At 61.9% G+C, this 15,373-nt stretch carries 15 protein-coding genes; 13 read left to right on the forward strand and 2 right to left on the reverse strand.

The genetic code is table 11. The features are described 5' to 3' along the window. The first annotated feature begins 55 nt into the window (after positions 1-55). From ACZRMS_RS15345 to ACZRMS_RS15380, 8 genes are all read left to right on the forward strand, one after another. Positions 56-904 carry a fumarylacetoacetate hydrolase family protein gene (locus tag ACZRMS_RS15345; RefSeq protein WP_463995923.1) on the forward strand — a complete coding sequence of 283 codons (849 nt, stop codon included), beginning with the start codon at positions 56-58 and terminating at the stop codon, positions 902-904. Between the two features lie 14 nt (positions 905-918). Next, a complete protein-coding gene (locus ACZRMS_RS15350) occupies positions 919-2,196 on the forward strand; it encodes an L-fuconate dehydratase (RefSeq protein WP_463995924.1) in 1,278 nt (425 codons plus the stop codon). Between the two features lie 3 nt (positions 2,197-2,199). Then, positions 2,200-3,045, forward strand: a complete 846-nt coding sequence (locus tag ACZRMS_RS15355; protein WP_463995925.1) for an amidohydrolase family protein — start codon at positions 2,200-2,202, stop codon at positions 3,043-3,045. Further along, on the forward strand, positions 3,042-3,818 hold the full coding sequence (locus ACZRMS_RS15360; protein WP_463995926.1) for an L-fucose dehydrogenase: 777 nt from the start codon (positions 3,042-3,044) through the stop codon (positions 3,816-3,818). Before ACZRMS_RS15355 ends, ACZRMS_RS15360 begins: the two co-directional genes overlap by 4 nt. After that, positions 3,815-4,156 carry an L-rhamnose mutarotase gene (locus tag ACZRMS_RS15365; RefSeq protein ID WP_261739277.1) on the forward strand — a complete coding sequence of 114 codons (342 nt, stop codon included), beginning with the start codon at positions 3,815-3,817 and terminating at the stop codon, positions 4,154-4,156. The genes ACZRMS_RS15360 and ACZRMS_RS15365 overlap by 4 nt, the downstream gene beginning before the upstream one ends. Before the next feature lie 160 nt (positions 4,157-4,316). Continuing rightward, complete coding sequence (locus ACZRMS_RS15370) at positions 4,317-5,543, forward strand: sugar MFS transporter (RefSeq protein ID WP_463995927.1); 1,227 nt, start codon at positions 4,317-4,319, stop codon at positions 5,541-5,543. Positions 5,544-5,580: 37 nt separating this feature from the next. After that, positions 5,581-6,900 carry an MFS transporter gene (locus ACZRMS_RS15375; RefSeq protein ID WP_463995928.1) on the forward strand — a complete coding sequence of 440 codons (1,320 nt, stop codon included), beginning with the start codon at positions 5,581-5,583 and terminating at the stop codon, positions 6,898-6,900. Positions 6,901-7,170: 270 nt separating this feature from the next. After that, positions 7,171-7,629, forward strand: a complete 459-nt coding sequence (locus ACZRMS_RS15380) for an REP-associated tyrosine transposase (protein ID WP_463995929.1) — start codon at positions 7,171-7,173, stop codon at positions 7,627-7,629. A gap of 121 nt (positions 7,630-7,750) precedes the next feature. Here ACZRMS_RS15380 and ACZRMS_RS15385 read toward each other — a convergent pair whose 3' ends face one another. Together ACZRMS_RS15385 and ACZRMS_RS15390 are read right to left on the reverse strand one after the other, a co-directional pair. Further along, the gene (locus ACZRMS_RS15385; RefSeq protein ID WP_463995930.1) at positions 7,751-9,022 is read right to left on the reverse strand and encodes an MFS transporter; all 1,272 of its coding nucleotides are present in this window, start codon (positions 9,020-9,022) and stop codon (positions 7,751-7,753) included. 116 nt (positions 9,023-9,138) lie between these two features. Beyond that, positions 9,139-10,095 (reverse strand): LysR family transcriptional regulator, encoded by a 957-nt coding sequence (locus tag ACZRMS_RS15390; protein ID WP_463995931.1) that lies wholly within the window; start codon positions 10,093-10,095, stop codon positions 9,139-9,141. Positions 10,096-10,201: 106 nt separating this feature from the next. Here ACZRMS_RS15390 and ACZRMS_RS15395 point away from each other — a divergent pair, with 106 nt between their 5' ends. The 5 genes from ACZRMS_RS15395 (at position 10,202) to ACZRMS_RS15415 (ending at position 15,358) form a co-directional block, all read left to right on the forward strand. Beyond that, entirely contained in the window at positions 10,202-10,942 is a 741-nt protein-coding gene (locus ACZRMS_RS15395) for an SDR family oxidoreductase (RefSeq protein WP_463995932.1), read from the forward strand. 144 nt (positions 10,943-11,086) lie between these two features. Beyond that, complete coding sequence (locus ACZRMS_RS15400) at positions 11,087-11,935, forward strand: ureidoglycolate lyase (RefSeq protein ID WP_463995933.1); 849 nt, start codon at positions 11,087-11,089, stop codon at positions 11,933-11,935. A 45-nt stretch (positions 11,936-11,980) separates the two neighbouring features. Continuing rightward, positions 11,981-12,955, forward strand: a complete 975-nt coding sequence (gene denD / locus ACZRMS_RS15405; protein ID WP_463995934.1) for a D-erythronate dehydrogenase — start codon at positions 11,981-11,983, stop codon at positions 12,953-12,955. A 151-nt stretch (positions 12,956-13,106) separates the two neighbouring features. Then, the gene (locus ACZRMS_RS15410; protein WP_463995935.1) at positions 13,107-14,477 is read left to right on the forward strand and encodes an MFS transporter; all 1,371 of its coding nucleotides are present in this window, start codon (positions 13,107-13,109) and stop codon (positions 14,475-14,477) included. Continuing rightward, a complete protein-coding gene (locus ACZRMS_RS15415; RefSeq protein ID WP_463995936.1) occupies positions 14,474-15,358 on the forward strand; it encodes an NAD(P)-dependent oxidoreductase in 885 nt (294 codons plus the stop codon). Before ACZRMS_RS15410 ends, ACZRMS_RS15415 begins: the two co-directional genes overlap by 4 nt. The last annotated feature ends 15 nt before the right edge of the window (positions 15,359-15,373 follow it).

The following is a 15,373-nucleotide window of genomic DNA, read 5'->3' on the forward strand; positions in this document are numbered from 1 at the left end:
GGGCAAGCCCGCTCCCACAGGTCAGGGTCCCGCCTCTCTCCAAAAAGGATTACTTATGAAACTGCTGCGCTACGGTGAAAAAGGCCAGGAACGCCCTGCCCTGCTCGATAACAACGGCCAACTGCGGGATTTGTCCGCTGTGGTGACGGATATCGCAGGCGAAACCCTGAGCCCGCAAAGCATTGCCCGCCTGCAAGACATCGACCCCTCTACCCTGCCGCTGGTTGAAGGCTCGCCCCGCATCGGCGCCTGTGTCGGCCAGGTTGGCAAATTTATCTGCATCGGCCTGAACTACGCCGACCACGCCGCCGAAACCGGTGCCGCAATCCCTGCCGAACCTGTTGTGTTCAGCAAATGGACCAGCGCCATTGTCGGCCCCGACGACAACGTCGAAATTCCACGCAACTCGCGCAAAACCGACTGGGAAGTCGAACTGGGCGTGGTCATCGGCAAGGGCGGGCGCTACATCAGCGAAAGCGACGCCCTGGAGCACGTGGCCGGTTATTGCGTGATCAACGATGTGTCCGAGCGCGAGTTCCAGCTGGAGCTGGGCGGCACTTGGGACAAGGGCAAAGGCTGCGACACCTTCGGCCCCCTTGGCCCGTGGCTGGTAACCCGGGATGAAATCGCCGACCCGCACCAGCTCGACCTGTGGCTGGAAGTGGACGGCAAGCGCTACCAGAACGGCAACACGCGGACGATGATTTTCCAGATCCCGAAAATCATCAGCTACCTCAGCCAGTTCATGAGCCTGCAACCGGGTGACGTGATCTCCACCGGCACCCCGCCCGGCGTCGGTCTGGGCATCAAGCCCGACCCCGTATACCTGCGCGCCGGCCAGCATATCCGCCTGGGTATCAGCGGGCTGGGCGAACAAAACCAACGCACCGTGAATGCCGACTGACAGGGAGCTGAACCATGACCACCATTACCGCCGTGCGCGTTGAAGACATCCGCTTCCCCACCTCGCAATCGCTGGACGGTTCGGATGCGATGAACCCGGACCCGGACTACTCCGCGGCCTACGTCATTCTCGACACCGACACCCCGGGCCTGGAAGGCCACGGTCTGACCTTCACCATCGGTCGCGGCAACGAGATTTGCTGCGCCTCGATCAAGGCCCTGTCCAGCCTGCTGGTGGGTTTGAAACTGGAATGGATCGCCGAAGACATGGGCCGCTTCTGGCGCCACGTGACCAGCGACAGCCAACTGCGCTGGATCGGCCCGGACAAGGGCGCGATTCACCTGGCCACCGGCGCGGTGGTCAACGCCGCCTGGGACCTGTGGGCCAAGGCCGAAGGCAAGCCGGTGTGGCGCCTGGTGGCCGACATGAGCCCCGAGCAACTGGTGCGCTGCATTGATTTCCGCTACATCACCGACTGCATCACCCCCGCCGAAGCCCTGACCCTGCTGCGCGAGCGCGCTCATGGCAAGGCCGGGCGCCTGGCGCTGCTCGAAGCCGACGGCTACCCCTGCTACACCACCTCCGCCGGATGGCTGGGCTATGCCGATGAAAAGCTGCGCCGGCTGTGCCAGGAAGCGGTCGACGCGGGCTTCTCCCACGTCAAATTGAAAGTCGGCCACGACCTGCAGGACGACATCCGCCGCGTACGCATCGCCCGCGAAGTGCTGGGCCCGGACCGCAAGCTGATGATCGACGCCAACCAGGTCTGGGAAGTCGACGCGGCCATCGACTGGGTCCGTGAACTGTCGTTCGCCAACCCGTGGTTTATCGAAGAACCCACCAGCCCGGATGACGTCGAAGGCCATCGCAAAATCCGCCTTGGGGTTGCTCCGGTCAAAGTCGCCACGGGCGAGATGTGCCAGAACCGCATCGTGTTCAAGCAACTGATCATGCGTGAAGCCATTGATGTGGTGCAGATCGATGCCTGCCGCCTGGGCGGGGTCAATGAAGTGCTGGCGGTGATGCTGATGGCCGCCAAGTACAACCTGCCGGTGTGCCCGCATGCGGGTGGCGTGGGCCTGTGCGAGTACGTCCAGCACCTGTCGATGATCGACTACCTGTGCATCGCCGGGACTCACGAAGGCCGGGTGGTGGAGTTTGTCGACCACCTGCACGAGCACTTTGAAGACCCGTGCGTGATCCGCAATGCGGCCTACATGCCACCGCAGGCGCCGGGGTTCTCGATCCAGATGAAAGCCGCCTCCCGCGAACAGTACCGGTATCGGGGCTGAATCATGGCTGCCACCCTCCCGCTGCGGCTGGATGCCCACCAGCACTTCTGGCGCTATGACGCTGCGGCCTATCCCTGGATAGGCCGCGACATGGGCCGTTTGCGCCGGGACTTTCAGCCAGATGACCTGCGGCCGTTGCTGGATGCGGCCGGGCTGGACGGCTGCATCGCCGTGCAAGCCCGCGCCTGTGAAAGCGAAACCGGTCAGCTGCTGGAACTGGCTGAGCGCTACCCGTGGATTCGTGCCGTGGTGGGCTGGGTTGACCTGTGCTCTGACGACCTTGAACAGTCGCTGGAGCGCTGGGCGCAGAACCCGGTTTTGCGCGGCTTCCGTCATCAGTTGCAGGACGAAAGCTCACCCGCCGGGTTTATGCAAAATCCGGCGTTCAATCGGGGGCTAACCACCTTGCAGCGCCGGGGGCTGGTCTATGAAGTACTGATCAAAGCCCCGGATCTGGGGGTGGCAACGACATTGTGCCAACAACACGATCAGCATCATCTGGTGCTCGATCACCTGGGCAAGCCCGATGTGCAGGCCAACGACTTGAAGGCCTGGGCCAAACTGCTCGCACCGTTGGCCGCCCTGCCCCATGTCAGCTGCAAACTGTCAGGGCTGATTACCGAGGCCCATTGGCAACACTGGAGCCGTGCGCAACTGACGCCTTATCTGCACACCGCCCTGGAGCTGTTTGGCCCTGAACGCCTGATGTTCGGCTCCGACTGGCCGGTGTGCCTGCTGGCCGGTGAATACGCGCACACCTGCGCCCTGGTCGACAGCGTGTCGCAAAGCGCGGCCATTTGGGGTGGCACGGCGTGCCGCGTCTACAACATTGAGGGAGCGATGCAATGAATCTGTATCTGCAAGACAAGGTCTTTATCGTCACCGGCGGCGGCTCGGGGATTGGCGCGGCCATCACCCTGGGGCTGGCCGACGAAGGCGCGACCCCGGTGATTTTCGGCCATAGCCCGCTGTCCGATGAGCTGGCGCGGCAACTGGATCAGCGCGGCTCGCAAAGCCTGTTTGTGCAAGTCGAACTGCGCGACGAAGACGCCTGCCGCGCCGCCGTCGCCAGCGTGCTGCAACGCTTTGGCCGTATCGACGGGCTGGTCAACAACGCCGGGGTCAACGATGGCGTAGGGCTTGAGGCCGGGCGCTCGGCCTTTGTCGAGTCACTGGAAAAAAACTTGATCCACTACTACCTGATGACCCATTTGTGCGTGGACGCGCTCAAGGCTACCCGCGGCTCCATCGTCAATATCAGCTCCAAAACCGCCCTCACCGGCCAAGGCGGTACCAGCGGCTACACCGCCGCCAAAGGCGCGCAATTGTCGCTGACCCGCGAATGGGCCACCTCGTTGCTCGGCGACGGGGTTCGGGTTAACGCGGTGATCCCGGCCGAAGTCATGACCCCGCTGTACGAACGCTGGATCGACACCTTTGCCGACCCCAAGGCCAAGCTGGCGAGCATCGTCGAAAAAATCCCCTTCGGCCAGCGCATGACCACGGCTGAAGAAATCGCCGACAGCGTGCTGTTTCTGTTGTCGTCGCGTTCCTCTCACACCACAGGCCAATGGCTGGTGGTGGATGGTGGCTACACCCACCTGGACCGGGCGCTGACATGAGCCGCCAGTGCCTGGCGCTGGACCTGATCGACGACCCGGTGTTGATCGCCGAGTACGAACGCTTGCACCAGCAAATCTGGCCGCAGATCAGCGCCCACCTGCGCCAGCACGGCGTGCTCGACATGCAAATCTGGCGCCTGGGTACACGGCTGTTCATGGTCATGGACACGGCTCCCGACTTCAACGCCGAAGCCTTTGCCCGGGCCGGAGCCAGCGACCCTCGGGTGCAGGAATGGGAAGCGCTGATGTGGCGCTTCCAGCAGCCCACACCCTGGACCCGTCCCGGCGAAAAATGGGCGTCGATGAGCCAGATTTTCAGCCTGCACCATTCACCCTGACCCTGACCCTGTGGGAGCGGGCTTGCTCGCGATGCAGATGACTCGGTCTGCCTGACACACCGCAGTGATGCCATCGCGAGCAAGCCCGCTCCCACAAGGTCAGCACCCACAAGTAGATCCACGCAACACCGCTCTAACAACAATAAAAAGGAGATGCGTCATGTCACTCAAGCACTCGAACGTCGCAGTACCGCCTTTTACCCGTACGGTCACGTCCTACCGCCGGGCACTGATTCTGGTGACCTGCCTGTTCTTTCTCTGGGGTCTGTCCTATGGCTTGCTCGATGTACTGAACAAGCACTTCCAGGAAACCCTGCACGTCAGCAAGGCGCAATCGGGCCTGCTGCAAAGCGCCTACTTTGGCGCCTACTTCCTGATCGCCCTGCCCGCCGGGCTGCTGATGGACAAGTACGGCTACAAGGCCGGCATCCTGCTAGGCCTGTGCCTCTACGCCACCGGCGCCCTGCTGTTTATGCCTGCTGCTGCCGCGCAGAGCTTTCAGTTCTTTCTGTTCGCCCTGTTTGTGATCGCTTGCGGCCTGGGTTGCCTGGAAACCGCCGCCAACCCTTACGCCACAGTCTTGGGCGACCCCGCCGGGGCCGAGCGACGCTTGAACCTTGCGCAATCGTTCAACGGCCTGGGGCAGTTTTTCGGCCCCCTGATTGGCGGCGCGCTGTTCTTCAGCGGCGCCAACAGCACTGACACCACGCAATCGCTGCAAATGACCTATCTGGTGATTGCCGCCCTGGTGCTGCTGGTGGCCATCCTGATCGCCCGCACCCCGCTGCCAGACCTGCGTGAGCAGGAAGTCCAGGCCCAACAGCACGACCACAAAACCCTGTGGCAGCACCGCGAGTTTGTCACCGGGGTAATCACCCAGTTTTTCTATGTCGGTGCACAGGTCGGCGTGGGCGCGTTTTTCATCAACTACGTCACCGAGCACTGGGCACAGATGAGCAGCCAGCAAGCCGCGTATCTGCTCTCGGTGGCCATGCTCAGCTTTATGTTCGGCCGCTTTTTCAGCACCTGGCTGATGGGCCGGGTCAATGCCCAGCGCCTGCTGCTGATCTACGCGCTGATCAACGTCGCGCTCAGCGCCGTGGTGGTGCTGGGGTTCGAAGGCGTTTCGGTGGTCGCGCTGGTGGCGATGTTCTTCTTTATGTCGATCATGTTCCCGACCCTGTTTGCCATGGGCGTGAAAAACCTCGGCCCGCATACCAAGCGCGGCAGCTCGTTCATGATCATGGCCATTGTCGGCGGCGCACTGCTGCCCTACGTGATGGGAATGGTGGCCGACCACTCCTCCACCGCCGTGGCGTACCTGTTGCCGATGGGCTGTTTTGTGATCGTCGCGGCCTATGCGCGGGCGGCCCTGAAAAAAATCTGACCGCTGTACTCCATAAAAAAAACAAACGGAGCACCCCATGTCCAACCCCGTATTGCAACAAGCGCTGAGCAAGATCCGCTGGCGCATCCTGCCCTTTGTCGCGCTGATGTTCGCCATGGCGATTATCGACCGCTCCAATATCGGCTTTGCCAAACACGCCTTGCAGGCGGACACCGGCCTGAGCAACGCGGCGTTTGCGTTGGGTGCGGGGATTTTCTTTATCGGCTATGCGGTATTTGAAGTCCCGAGCAACCTGATGCTGCACAAGATCGGCGCACGGATCTGGTTAAGCCGGATCATGGTCACCTGGGGGCTGGTGTCGGCGGCGATGATGTTTGCCCACGACGAAACCAGCTTCTACATCCTGCGCTTTCTGCTCGGTGTAGCCGAAGCCGGGCTGTCACCGGGCGTGGTGCTGTACCTGACCTACTGGTTCCCGCAGAACCAGCGCGGCTCTGCCTATGGCATCTACTACTTCGGCGTGCCGGTGTCGTTGATGGTGGGTGGCCCGGTATCGGGCTGGCTGCTGGAAAGCGCCCAGTTCGGCCTGACCGGCTGGCAATGGATGTTTGTCACCGAAGGTTTGGCGGCGTCGATCATCGGCGTCTTTGCCTTCTTCTACCTGACCGACAAACCCCGGGATGCCAAGTGGCTGAGCACCGAAGAAAAGGCCGCGATCGAGCACGAACTGGACAAAGAGCAGCAGCTCAAGGCCAACAAGGGTCCGTCGTCATGGCGTGCAGCCATGTTCAACCCGGTGGTGCTGTACTTCACCCTGATCTACTTCACCATTCAGGTCAGCGTGTATGGCGTGCTGTTTTACCTGCCGACGCGAATCGCCGAACTGCTGGGCACAGGCATTGGTTTGAAGGTGGGCTTGCTGACATCAATCCCGTGGATTGCCACCGTGATCATGCTGTATCTGGTAACCCGCCATGCCGACCGCAAAGGCCAGCAAACCCGTTATGCCGCACTGATGCTGGCATTGGCGGCGGTGGGGATGGTGGGTTCGACGTTAAGTGGCAGCTTGCCGCTGGTGATTTTGGCGTTCTGTGTTGCAGCGGCCGGGTTTATCACGGTGCAACCGTTGTTCTGGACCTTGCCTACGCGCTTTTTGAGTGGCGCGGCGGCGGCCAGCGGGATTGCGGTGATTGGTGCGTTGGGCAATCTCGGGGGCTTCCTGGCACCAACGGTGAAAACCTGGGCCGAGGGGTACTTCAATAACCCCCATGCAGGCATGTACTTTCTGGCCGGGATGGCGGTGCTGGGGGCGTTGATGCTGGTGCGTTCGGCCAGGGTTGGGCGTGAGCCGGGCAAGCAGGTTGAAGGGGTACGGGTGGCCGGTTCACAGGGTTAAATCTGCAGACACAAATCCCCTTGATGCCTGTTAGCTAAGTGGAGGAACTAACCCCCTGTGGGAGCGGGCTTGCTCGCGATGCAGGCACCTCGGTGTTTCAGTTACACCGCAGTGATGCTATCGCGAGCAAGCCCGCTCCCACAGGTTCCTCATAGGCCACCGGTCACACAAAAAATAATGCACCATGACATATACGGTTAAACCATCGCCGGTAACGCCTGCCTGACAGTGACTAGCCTTTGAGGTTTATCAACTTCATTGAGTCTGGTCATGCCTCTACTTCCAGCTTCCCATCGCCTGCGCCGTGGTCGGTACAGCGAGCAGAATCGCATCTATCTCTTGACCACCAACACTCTGGATCGGGAGCCCATTTTTCTGAATTGGCGTGTTGGGCGACAAGTTGTCGAGCAGTTCAAACAAGCACAAGAACAAGGTCTTGCCGAATCGCTGGCATGGGTAGTCATGCCTGATCACTTTCATTGGCTGATAACCCTTGAGCAAGGCTCGCTTGATAAGTTGATGTGCCGCACCAAATCGTTGAGCACCCGGGCCATCAATCAGGTAACAGGCAGAACAGGCAGTCGATGGCAGCAGGGCTACCATGACCATGCGTTACGTCATGACGAAGACATCAAGCATGTGGCGCGTTACGTTATCGCCAACCCTTTGCGCGCCGGACTGGTCAAACGAATCGGCGATTATCCCTTGTGGGATGCCAAATGGCTTTGATCCCTCACACGATACAAAACCTGTGGGAGCGGGCTTGCTCGCGATGGTATCGACGCGGTTGCTCAGATACACCGCAGCGCCTGCATCGCGAGCAAGCCCGCTCCCACAGGGTTACTTCATTTCACGCGGCTACAGGTGAACCATTGAGCGTCTCCACCGGCACTTGCGGTTCCTTGAGCAACGCAAAGTAGGCAAATGCCGAACACACCGCCACCACCGCACTGATCACGAACGCAGTGGAAAACGAGCCACTCTGCTGCACGCTGAAACCGGTGAGGATCGGTGCGATGGAACCCGCCAGGTAGCCGCCAAAGTTCTGGATCGAACCAAACGAGGCTACCCGCTCCGAAGGCACGATGGTGTTGACGATCATCCAGGCCGTGGCGCTGGAGATGTTGATAAAGAACATGGTCAGGCACAGCAAGACCACGCACGCCACGACGTTGGTGGTAAAAGCCACGATCAGGGTAAACAGTGCACCGCCAAGCAGGCCCAGAATCACCATCAGCTTGCGGCTCGCCAGCACCCGCATGCCCCGTGCCACCAGCCGGTCGCAGCATTTGCCGGCAACAACGGTGCCCAGTGCGCCGAACAGGTAGGCCAGCGAGACCACCCACGCGGTGCGGTACAGGTCCAGGCCGTGTTCGCGTTCGAAGTAGCCGGGCAGCCAGGTGAGGTTGAGCCAGATCATGTAGATCACGCCCATAAACCCGAGAAACGCACCCCAGGTGTTGCGATCCTTGAACAGTGAGGTCCAGCGCACTTTCGGCGCCTTTTGTTGCTGCACGGCCACCGGCTCTGCCCGCCCCGTTTCAGCCATGTACTCGGCCTTGCTTTTGTAGAACTTGAACCAGCACACCGCCAGCAACAGGCCCATGACGCCCGTCAGGATAAACATCCCGCGCCAGCCCAGATGCACCATGAACACGGTCAACAAGGGCGGCGCCAGACACGGACCGATGCAGGTCGAGGACCACACCCAGCCGGTGGCCGTGCCGCGCTCCTGGGTGTCGAACCACTCCGACAATGCCTTGGCCGCCGAAGGGAACACCGGGGCTTCGCCAATGCCCAGCAACACCCGCAAGCCGACCAGATGGCCGTAGCTGCTGAACAGCCCGAACGCCGCCTGCGCCACCGACCACACCACCAGCGAACCGCCCAGCGCCAGCTTGCTGCCCAGCTTGTCGATCAAGGCACCGAGTGGCAGTTGCGAGAAGGCGTAGGCAACGGAAAACGCCGACAACATCACGCCCATTTGCATCGGGCTGATGGCCAGGTCTTTCTGGATGGTGGTGTTGGCGATGGATAGAGCGCTGCGGTCGAGGTAGTTGACGACCCCGATCAGAAACAAAAAGAAGATGGTCAGGGTTTTGTAGCTTTTTATTGTTCTCATACGCGCCTCTCATGAGCGGTTGCGCCCCTACCCGGCAGGTGGGGCGACGCTCACTCTAGTAGGCGCTTTACGCGCTGCCCAATCACAAGATCGGATCAGTCAATAACTGCGGGTTATCAAGGCGTCTGGCGAGCGCCGCGCAGCGCATCGGGGCCGCTCAGCAGCGCATCGATAAAGGCTTTTGCCGACCACTGCGCAACTTCGTTGCGCCGGGTGATAACCCCGTAATCGGCCAGCACCAGCGGAAACGGCAGCGTCAGACGCGTCAAACGCCCGGCCTGGATTTCCGGCTCGACCATCGACTCGGCCAGCATCGCCACCGCCGGTGTGGTTTGCAGCAGTTGCATGGTGGTTTGCAAGGACACGGTTTCCACGGTGTTTTCCGGGGTCTGCATGCCCGCTTCCACAAAGGCTTTTTCCACCCGGGCACGCATCGGGGTGCCCGTGGGGTAAATCACCCACGGCCAACTGCCCAGGTCGGCCAGCGGGACTTCACTGGCGCCGGCCAGCGGGTGCCGGCTGCCCGTGACCAGACACAGCGGCTCCGGCGCCAGCGCCTGAAAATCAAACAGTTCACGGTGACGGTCGAGGGTGAACCGGGCGACCACCAGGTCCAGCTCCTTGTGCTCGAGCAGCGTCAGCATATTGGCACTGGTGCCTTCCAGCACTTGCACGGTGAGCAATGGCCAGTCCTGCTTGACCTGCACAATGGCGGCGGGCACGGCCATGGCCGTCGCCGCATAGATGGTGCCTACCTTCAGCAACCCGTGACCGCCCTGGCGCAGATGGTTGATCTGCCCCACAAATTGCTGGGTGTCATTCAATGCAATCTGGGCAAACCGGGCCACATGACTGCCCAGGTCGGTGAGCGTCATGCTGCGCGGCAATCTGGCAAATACCTCAAAGCCCAATTGGTGCTCGATCTCGCGCAGCATCTTGCTCACCGCCGGCTGGCTGATGCTCATTTCCTGCGCGGTGGCATGCATGTTTTGGGTGCGCGCCAGGGTGCCGATCAGCACCAGATGGCGAAAGCGCAGCCAGTTACACAGTTGATTAAATCCGACGTCCGCCATCCGATAACCTCCGGTTATTGAGGCTTGAGAATATCTCATTGGCGATTATCGCAGGGCAACATTAGTGTGAAGCGGTTGCGCCAAATAATAACAATGGAAACCTCCCATGATCCTCGCCAACAAACGCGTTTTGATCACCGCAGCGGCACAGGGCATCGGTCGGGCATCGGTACTGGCGTTCCGCGATGCAGGCGCCCGGGTCTTTGCCACCGATCTGCATATCGAAGCGCTGCAGGATATCCCCGGCATCACCACCTTGCAGCTTGACGTGACCCGGCCTGCGGCCATCGCAGCGATCAGCCAGCAGATCGGCACGGTGGACGTGCTGTTCAACTGCGCAGGCTACGTGCACAGCGGCGCGCTGCTGGACTGTGACGAACAGGCGTGGCAGTTCTCCTTCGACCTCAATGTCACGGCCATGTACCGCATGATCAGCGCATTCCTGCCGGGCATGCTGGCCGCGGGCGGTGGCAGCATTATCAATATGGCGTCAGTGGCTTCCAGCGTTAAAGGCGTGCCCAACCGTTTTGCCTACACCGCGAGCAAGGCCGCCGTGATTGGCCTGACCAAATCCGTGGCCACCGATTACGTGCGCCAGGGAGTTCGCTGCAATGCCATTTGCCCCGGCACGGTGGATTCCCCGTCCTTGCGCCAACGAATTGCCGAGCAGGCCCGTGAACAGGGGCGCTCCGAGGCCGAGGTGTATCAGGCCTTCGTTGATCGCCAGCCCATGGGCCGCATCGGCACCCCTGAAGAAATCGCCCAATTGGCCCTGTACCTGGCGAGCGACGCCAGCAGCTACACCACCGGCACCATCCAGGTGATTGATGGCGGGATGAGTAACTAAGAATTTTGTGGGAAACCCTGTGGCAGCGAGCCTGCTCGCGATGCAGGCACCCCGGTGTGTCAGTGGCACCGCAGTGATGCAATCGCGAGCAAGCCCGCTCCCAAAAAAAGCACTGATTTCTTCTATTTGGCTAAAGGAGCTTTTATGAAACTGCTGCGCTACGGCGATAAAGGTCAGGAAAAACCCGGTCTGCTCGATGCCCAAGGCAATATCCGTGATGTGTCGGCCCATATCGCCGATGTCGCAGGCTCCGCGCTCAACCCCGAAAGCCTGGCCGCCCTGAGCAAAATCGACCCCGCCACCCTGCCTCTGGTTACTGGCTCGCCACGTATCGGCGCCTGTGTCGGCCAGGTCGGCAAGTTTATCTGCATCGGCCTGAACTACGCCGACCACGCTGCCGAGTCCGGCCTGGCAGTACCCTCGGAGCCGGTGGTGTTCAGCAAATGGACCAGCGCCATCTGCGGCCCCAACGACAACGTCGAGATCCCCCGCGGTTCGACCAAGACCGACTGGGAAGTCGAACTGGGCGTGGTCATCGGCAAGGGCGGCCGCTATATCGACGAAAGCAACGCCATGGACCACGTGGCCGGGTATTGCGTGATCAACGACGTGTCCGAGCGTGAATGGCAGCTGGAGCGTGGCGGCACCTGGGACAAGGGCAAGGGTTTTGACACTTTCGGCCCCCTCGGCCCATGGCTGGTGACCCGCGACGAAATCGCCGACCCGCACCAGCTCGACCTTTGGCTTGAGGTCGACGGACAGCGCTACCAGAACGGCAATACCCGCACCATGGTGTTCCAGATCCCGGCCCTGATTGCCTACCTGAGCCGCTGCATGTCGCTGCAACCGGGGGATGTGATTTCCACCGGTACCCCGCCGGGTGTGGGCCTGGGCATCAAACCGTCGCCGGTGTACCTGCGCGCCGGCCAGGAAATGCGCCTGGGCATCAGCGGCCTTGGCGAACAGCGCCAGCGCACCGTGCAGGCCGACTGATACACCGCACACTTAAAAAACAATCATAAGAAACAGGAACAACCCATGCGAATTCTGATCACTGGCGGCACCGGCTTTATCGGCAAACAACTGGCTCAGCGCCTGCTTGACCTGAACACCCTGACCCTCGAAGGCCAGGCACCCCGGGCCATTGAACGTATCGTGCTGTTCGACGCCTTTGCCGGCGAAGACCTGCCCGCCGACCCACGTATCGAACTGGTCACGGGCGATGTCGCCGACCCCGAAGTCATCGCCCGCGTCACCGATGGTGTGGATCTGGTGTGGCACCTGGCAGCGGTGGTCAGCTCGGCCGCCGAGGCGGATTTTGACCTCGGGATGCAGGTCAACCTGCACGGCCTGATGCTGCTGCTCGAAACCCTGCGCAAACAGGGCAACGCCCCGCGCTTCGTTTACGCCAGCGGTTTCGCGGTGTTTGGCGGCGAGTTGCCGGCCGTGGTGGATGACAACACCGTGCTCACCCCGCAGTCCTCCTACGGCATGCAAAAAGCCGTGGGCGAATTGCTGGTGGCCGACTATGCGCGCAAAGGGTTTGTGGACGGCCGCGTGCTGCGCCTGCCCACGGTGGCCGTGCGCCCCGGCAAACCGAACAAGGCCGCTTCGACCTTCTTCAGCTCGATCATCCGCGAGCCGCTGGTGGGCCTGCCGGCCGTGTGCCCGGTACGCCCGGACACCCAGGTGTACCTCACCTCTCCGCGGCGCATCATCGAATCGATGCTGCTGGGTATGACCCTGTCGCCGCAAACCCTTGGCAACCAGCGGATCATCCCGCTGCCGGGCGTCACCACCACCGTGGCCGACATGGTCAGTGCCCTGCAACGGGTTGCCGGTGACGACGTGGTCAAACTGATTCGCTGGGAGCCGGACGCCACCATCCAGCGCATCGTCGAAAGCTGGCCGAGCAAGGTAGAGGCCCCGCGCGCCCGCGCCCTGGGCTTTACCGCCGACCCTGATTTCGACGCCATTGTGCGCGCGCATATCGAGGACACAGCCCCCAAATAACCCCACAACTCTGTGGGAGCGGGCTTGCTCGCGATTGCATCACTGCGGTTTAACTGAAACACCGAGGTGCCTGCATCGCGGGCAAGCCCGCTCCCACAAAAAGCAAAACAAGCTCGCGTTACACACAACAATAAAAACGAGGCCGTGCGATATGACCACCACACCGCTCCCCGACATCTCGGACATCGAACAACAGACGATCAAGCGCGTTACCCGGCGCATGATCCCCTTTCTCATCCTGCTGTTTGTGGTCGCCTTTCTGGACCGCAACAACGTCGGGTTCGCCGCACTGCGGATGAACGAAGACATCGGTATCAGCCAGACCATTTATGGCCTGGGCGCAGGTATTTTCTTCCTCGGCTACTTCATGTTCGAAGTGCCAAGCAACATTCTGCTGCACCGCTACGGCGCCCGGGTCTGGATTGCGCGGATCATGGTGACCTGGGGCATCATCGCAGGCGCCATGGGCTTCCTGCAGACGCCCGTGCACTTCATCTCCCTGCGCGTACTGCTGGGTATCGCCGAAGCCGGGTTCTTCCCGGGGGTCATTTACCTGCTGTCGCTGTGGTTCCCGAGCCGTTACCGCGCCCGCATGATCGCCACCTTTTACCTGGGCGTACCCATCGCGCAAATCATCGGTGCACCGCTGTCGGTGGGCCTGATGGAGCTGGGCGATGCCTGGGGCTTCGTCGGCTGGCGCCTGATGTACATCGTCGAGGCCGTACCGGCCGTGATCCTCGGTGTGGTGTGCTACTTCTACCTCACTGACCACCCGGCCGATGCCCACTGGCTCACCGACAAACAGCGCAACTGGCTGATCAACACCCTGGCACAGGAAGAACGCAGCAAACCGCTGGTGGTGGGCATTCAACCGACCAAGGGCCAGATGATCCGCAAGGCACTGTGCAACCGTCAGGTGTGGTTGCTGGCCCTGGTGTACTTCGGCATCACCTCGGGCTCCAACGCGATGAACTTCTTTATGCCTACGGTACTGGCATCGTTCCGCGGCTCGTTCGGGCTGGAAATCGGCCTGATGCAGAACGGTCTGATCACTGCCATCCCGTACGCCGTTGCCGCTGTGGCGATGATCTGGTGGAGCCGTCGCTCCGACCGTCTGCAAGAACGTCACTGGCATGCGGGCGGTGCCGCCATGCTGGCCGCCGTCTCGATCGCCGTGGCGCTGTGGCTCAACCAGCCGTGGATCATCGTCGTCGGTTTTATCCTGCTGGCCATGGGCGTTTACAGCGCAATCAACGTGTTCTGGGCCGTACCGGGGCAAGTGCTGACCGGCGTTGGCGCGGCCGTGGGGATTGGCCTGATCAACTCCATCGGTAACCTCAGCGGCTTTATCGGGCCTTACCTGACCGGCTACCTGTTCACCGTGACCGGCAGCTACACCCCGGGCTTCCTGGTGATTGCAGCGCTGGTCGGTCTGGGCGGTCTGGGCATGGTGCTGATGCCGCGCAACAAGGTGTCGCAGATTGGCGCCGCCATGGCTCCGGCTGTTGGAGGTAAAGCATGAGCCTGCCAACCGTAGCCTTTATCGGTACCGGGATCATGGGCCAGCCCATGGCCCGCAACCTGCTGCAGGCAGGCTTCCCGGTGCGGGCATGGAACCGCTCGCCGGCCAAGGTGCAGGAACTCTCGGCACAGGGTGCCGAGGTGTTCCAGACCCCGGCTCAAGCCGCAAACGGTGCCCAGGTACTAATCTGCATGCTCAGCGATGGCCCGACCTGCGACGAGGTGCTGTTGGGTGAAAACGGCGCCGCACTGGCACTGGCGCCGGGGGCGCTGGTGGTGGTGATGAGTTCGATCCCGGTGGACACCGCCGCCGATCAGGCACGCCGCTGCACGGCGCTGGGCCTGCGCTACCTCGACGCTCCGGTGTCGGGGGGCGAGCGCGGGGCGCGGGAAGCCAGCCTGGCGATCATGGTCGGTGGCGACGTAGCCGCCTTCGAGCAGGGCCGCCAGGTGCTGGCGGCCATGGGCCGTCCGGTACATGTCGGCCCGGCCGGCACCGGCGAGCTGTCCAAGCTGGTCAACCAGTTGATCGTCGCCAGCACCATCGCCACCGTCGCCGAGGGCCTGCTGCTGGCCGAACGGGGCGGTGCCGACCCGGCCAAGGTCCACGAAGCGCTGATGGGCGGCTTTGTCGACTCACCGATCTGGCGTCAACACGGGCAACGCATGCTCACCAACGACTTCACCCCGGGCGGTCCTGCCAAATGGCAACTCAAGGACACCCGCACCGCCCTCGCCCAGGCGCAAAAGCTTGGTCTGTCGCTCCCCGTGGGCAGCCTGGTGGACAGCCTGTTTGCCGCCATGGTCGAGGCCGGTGACGGCGAACTCGACCACGCCGGGCTGATCCGTCAGCTGCGCCGCAACAACCCATTGCCCGAATAACTTGCCGGAGCCTGC

It is taken from the genome of Pseudomonas sp. B424, from assembly GCF_055408345.1.

Bases quoted from the DNA above. Each gene is read 5' to 3' on its own strand.
- ACZRMS_RS15370 (WP_463995927.1), top strand. From the start codon at position 4,317: ATGTCACTCAAGCACTCGAACGTCGCAGTACCGCCTTTTACCCGTACG.
- ACZRMS_RS15365 (WP_261739277.1), top strand. From the start codon at position 3,815: ATGAGCCGCCAGTGCCTGGCGCTGGACCTGATCGACGACCCGGTGTTG.
- ACZRMS_RS15410 (WP_463995935.1), top strand. From the start codon at position 13,107: ATGACCACCACACCGCTCCCCGACATCTCGGACATCGAACAACAGACG.
- ACZRMS_RS15355 (WP_463995925.1), top strand. From the start codon at position 2,200: ATGGCTGCCACCCTCCCGCTGCGGCTGGATGCCCACCAGCACTTCTGG.
- ACZRMS_RS15400 (WP_463995933.1), top strand. From the start codon at position 11,087: ATGAAACTGCTGCGCTACGGCGATAAAGGTCAGGAAAAACCCGGTCTG.
- ACZRMS_RS15390 (WP_463995931.1), bottom strand. From the start codon at position 10,095: ATGGCGGACGTCGGATTTAATCAACTGTGTAACTGGCTGCGCTTTCGC.
- ACZRMS_RS15345 (WP_463995923.1), top strand. From the start codon at position 56: ATGAAACTGCTGCGCTACGGTGAAAAAGGCCAGGAACGCCCTGCCCTG.
- ACZRMS_RS15395 (WP_463995932.1), top strand. From the start codon at position 10,202: ATGATCCTCGCCAACAAACGCGTTTTGATCACCGCAGCGGCACAGGGC.
- ACZRMS_RS15350 (WP_463995924.1), top strand. From the start codon at position 919: ATGACCACCATTACCGCCGTGCGCGTTGAAGACATCCGCTTCCCCACC.
- ACZRMS_RS15360 (WP_463995926.1), top strand. From the start codon at position 3,042: ATGAATCTGTATCTGCAAGACAAGGTCTTTATCGTCACCGGCGGCGGC.
- denD (WP_463995934.1), top strand. From the start codon at position 11,981: ATGCGAATTCTGATCACTGGCGGCACCGGCTTTATCGGCAAACAACTG.
- ACZRMS_RS15380 (WP_463995929.1), top strand. From the start codon at position 7,171: ATGCCTCTACTTCCAGCTTCCCATCGCCTGCGCCGTGGTCGGTACAGC.
- ACZRMS_RS15385 (WP_463995930.1), bottom strand. From the start codon at position 9,022: ATGAGAACAATAAAAAGCTACAAAACCCTGACCATCTTCTTTTTGTTT.
- ACZRMS_RS15375 (WP_463995928.1), top strand. From the start codon at position 5,581: ATGTCCAACCCCGTATTGCAACAAGCGCTGAGCAAGATCCGCTGGCGC.
- ACZRMS_RS15415 (WP_463995936.1), top strand. From the start codon at position 14,474: ATGAGCCTGCCAACCGTAGCCTTTATCGGTACCGGGATCATGGGCCAG.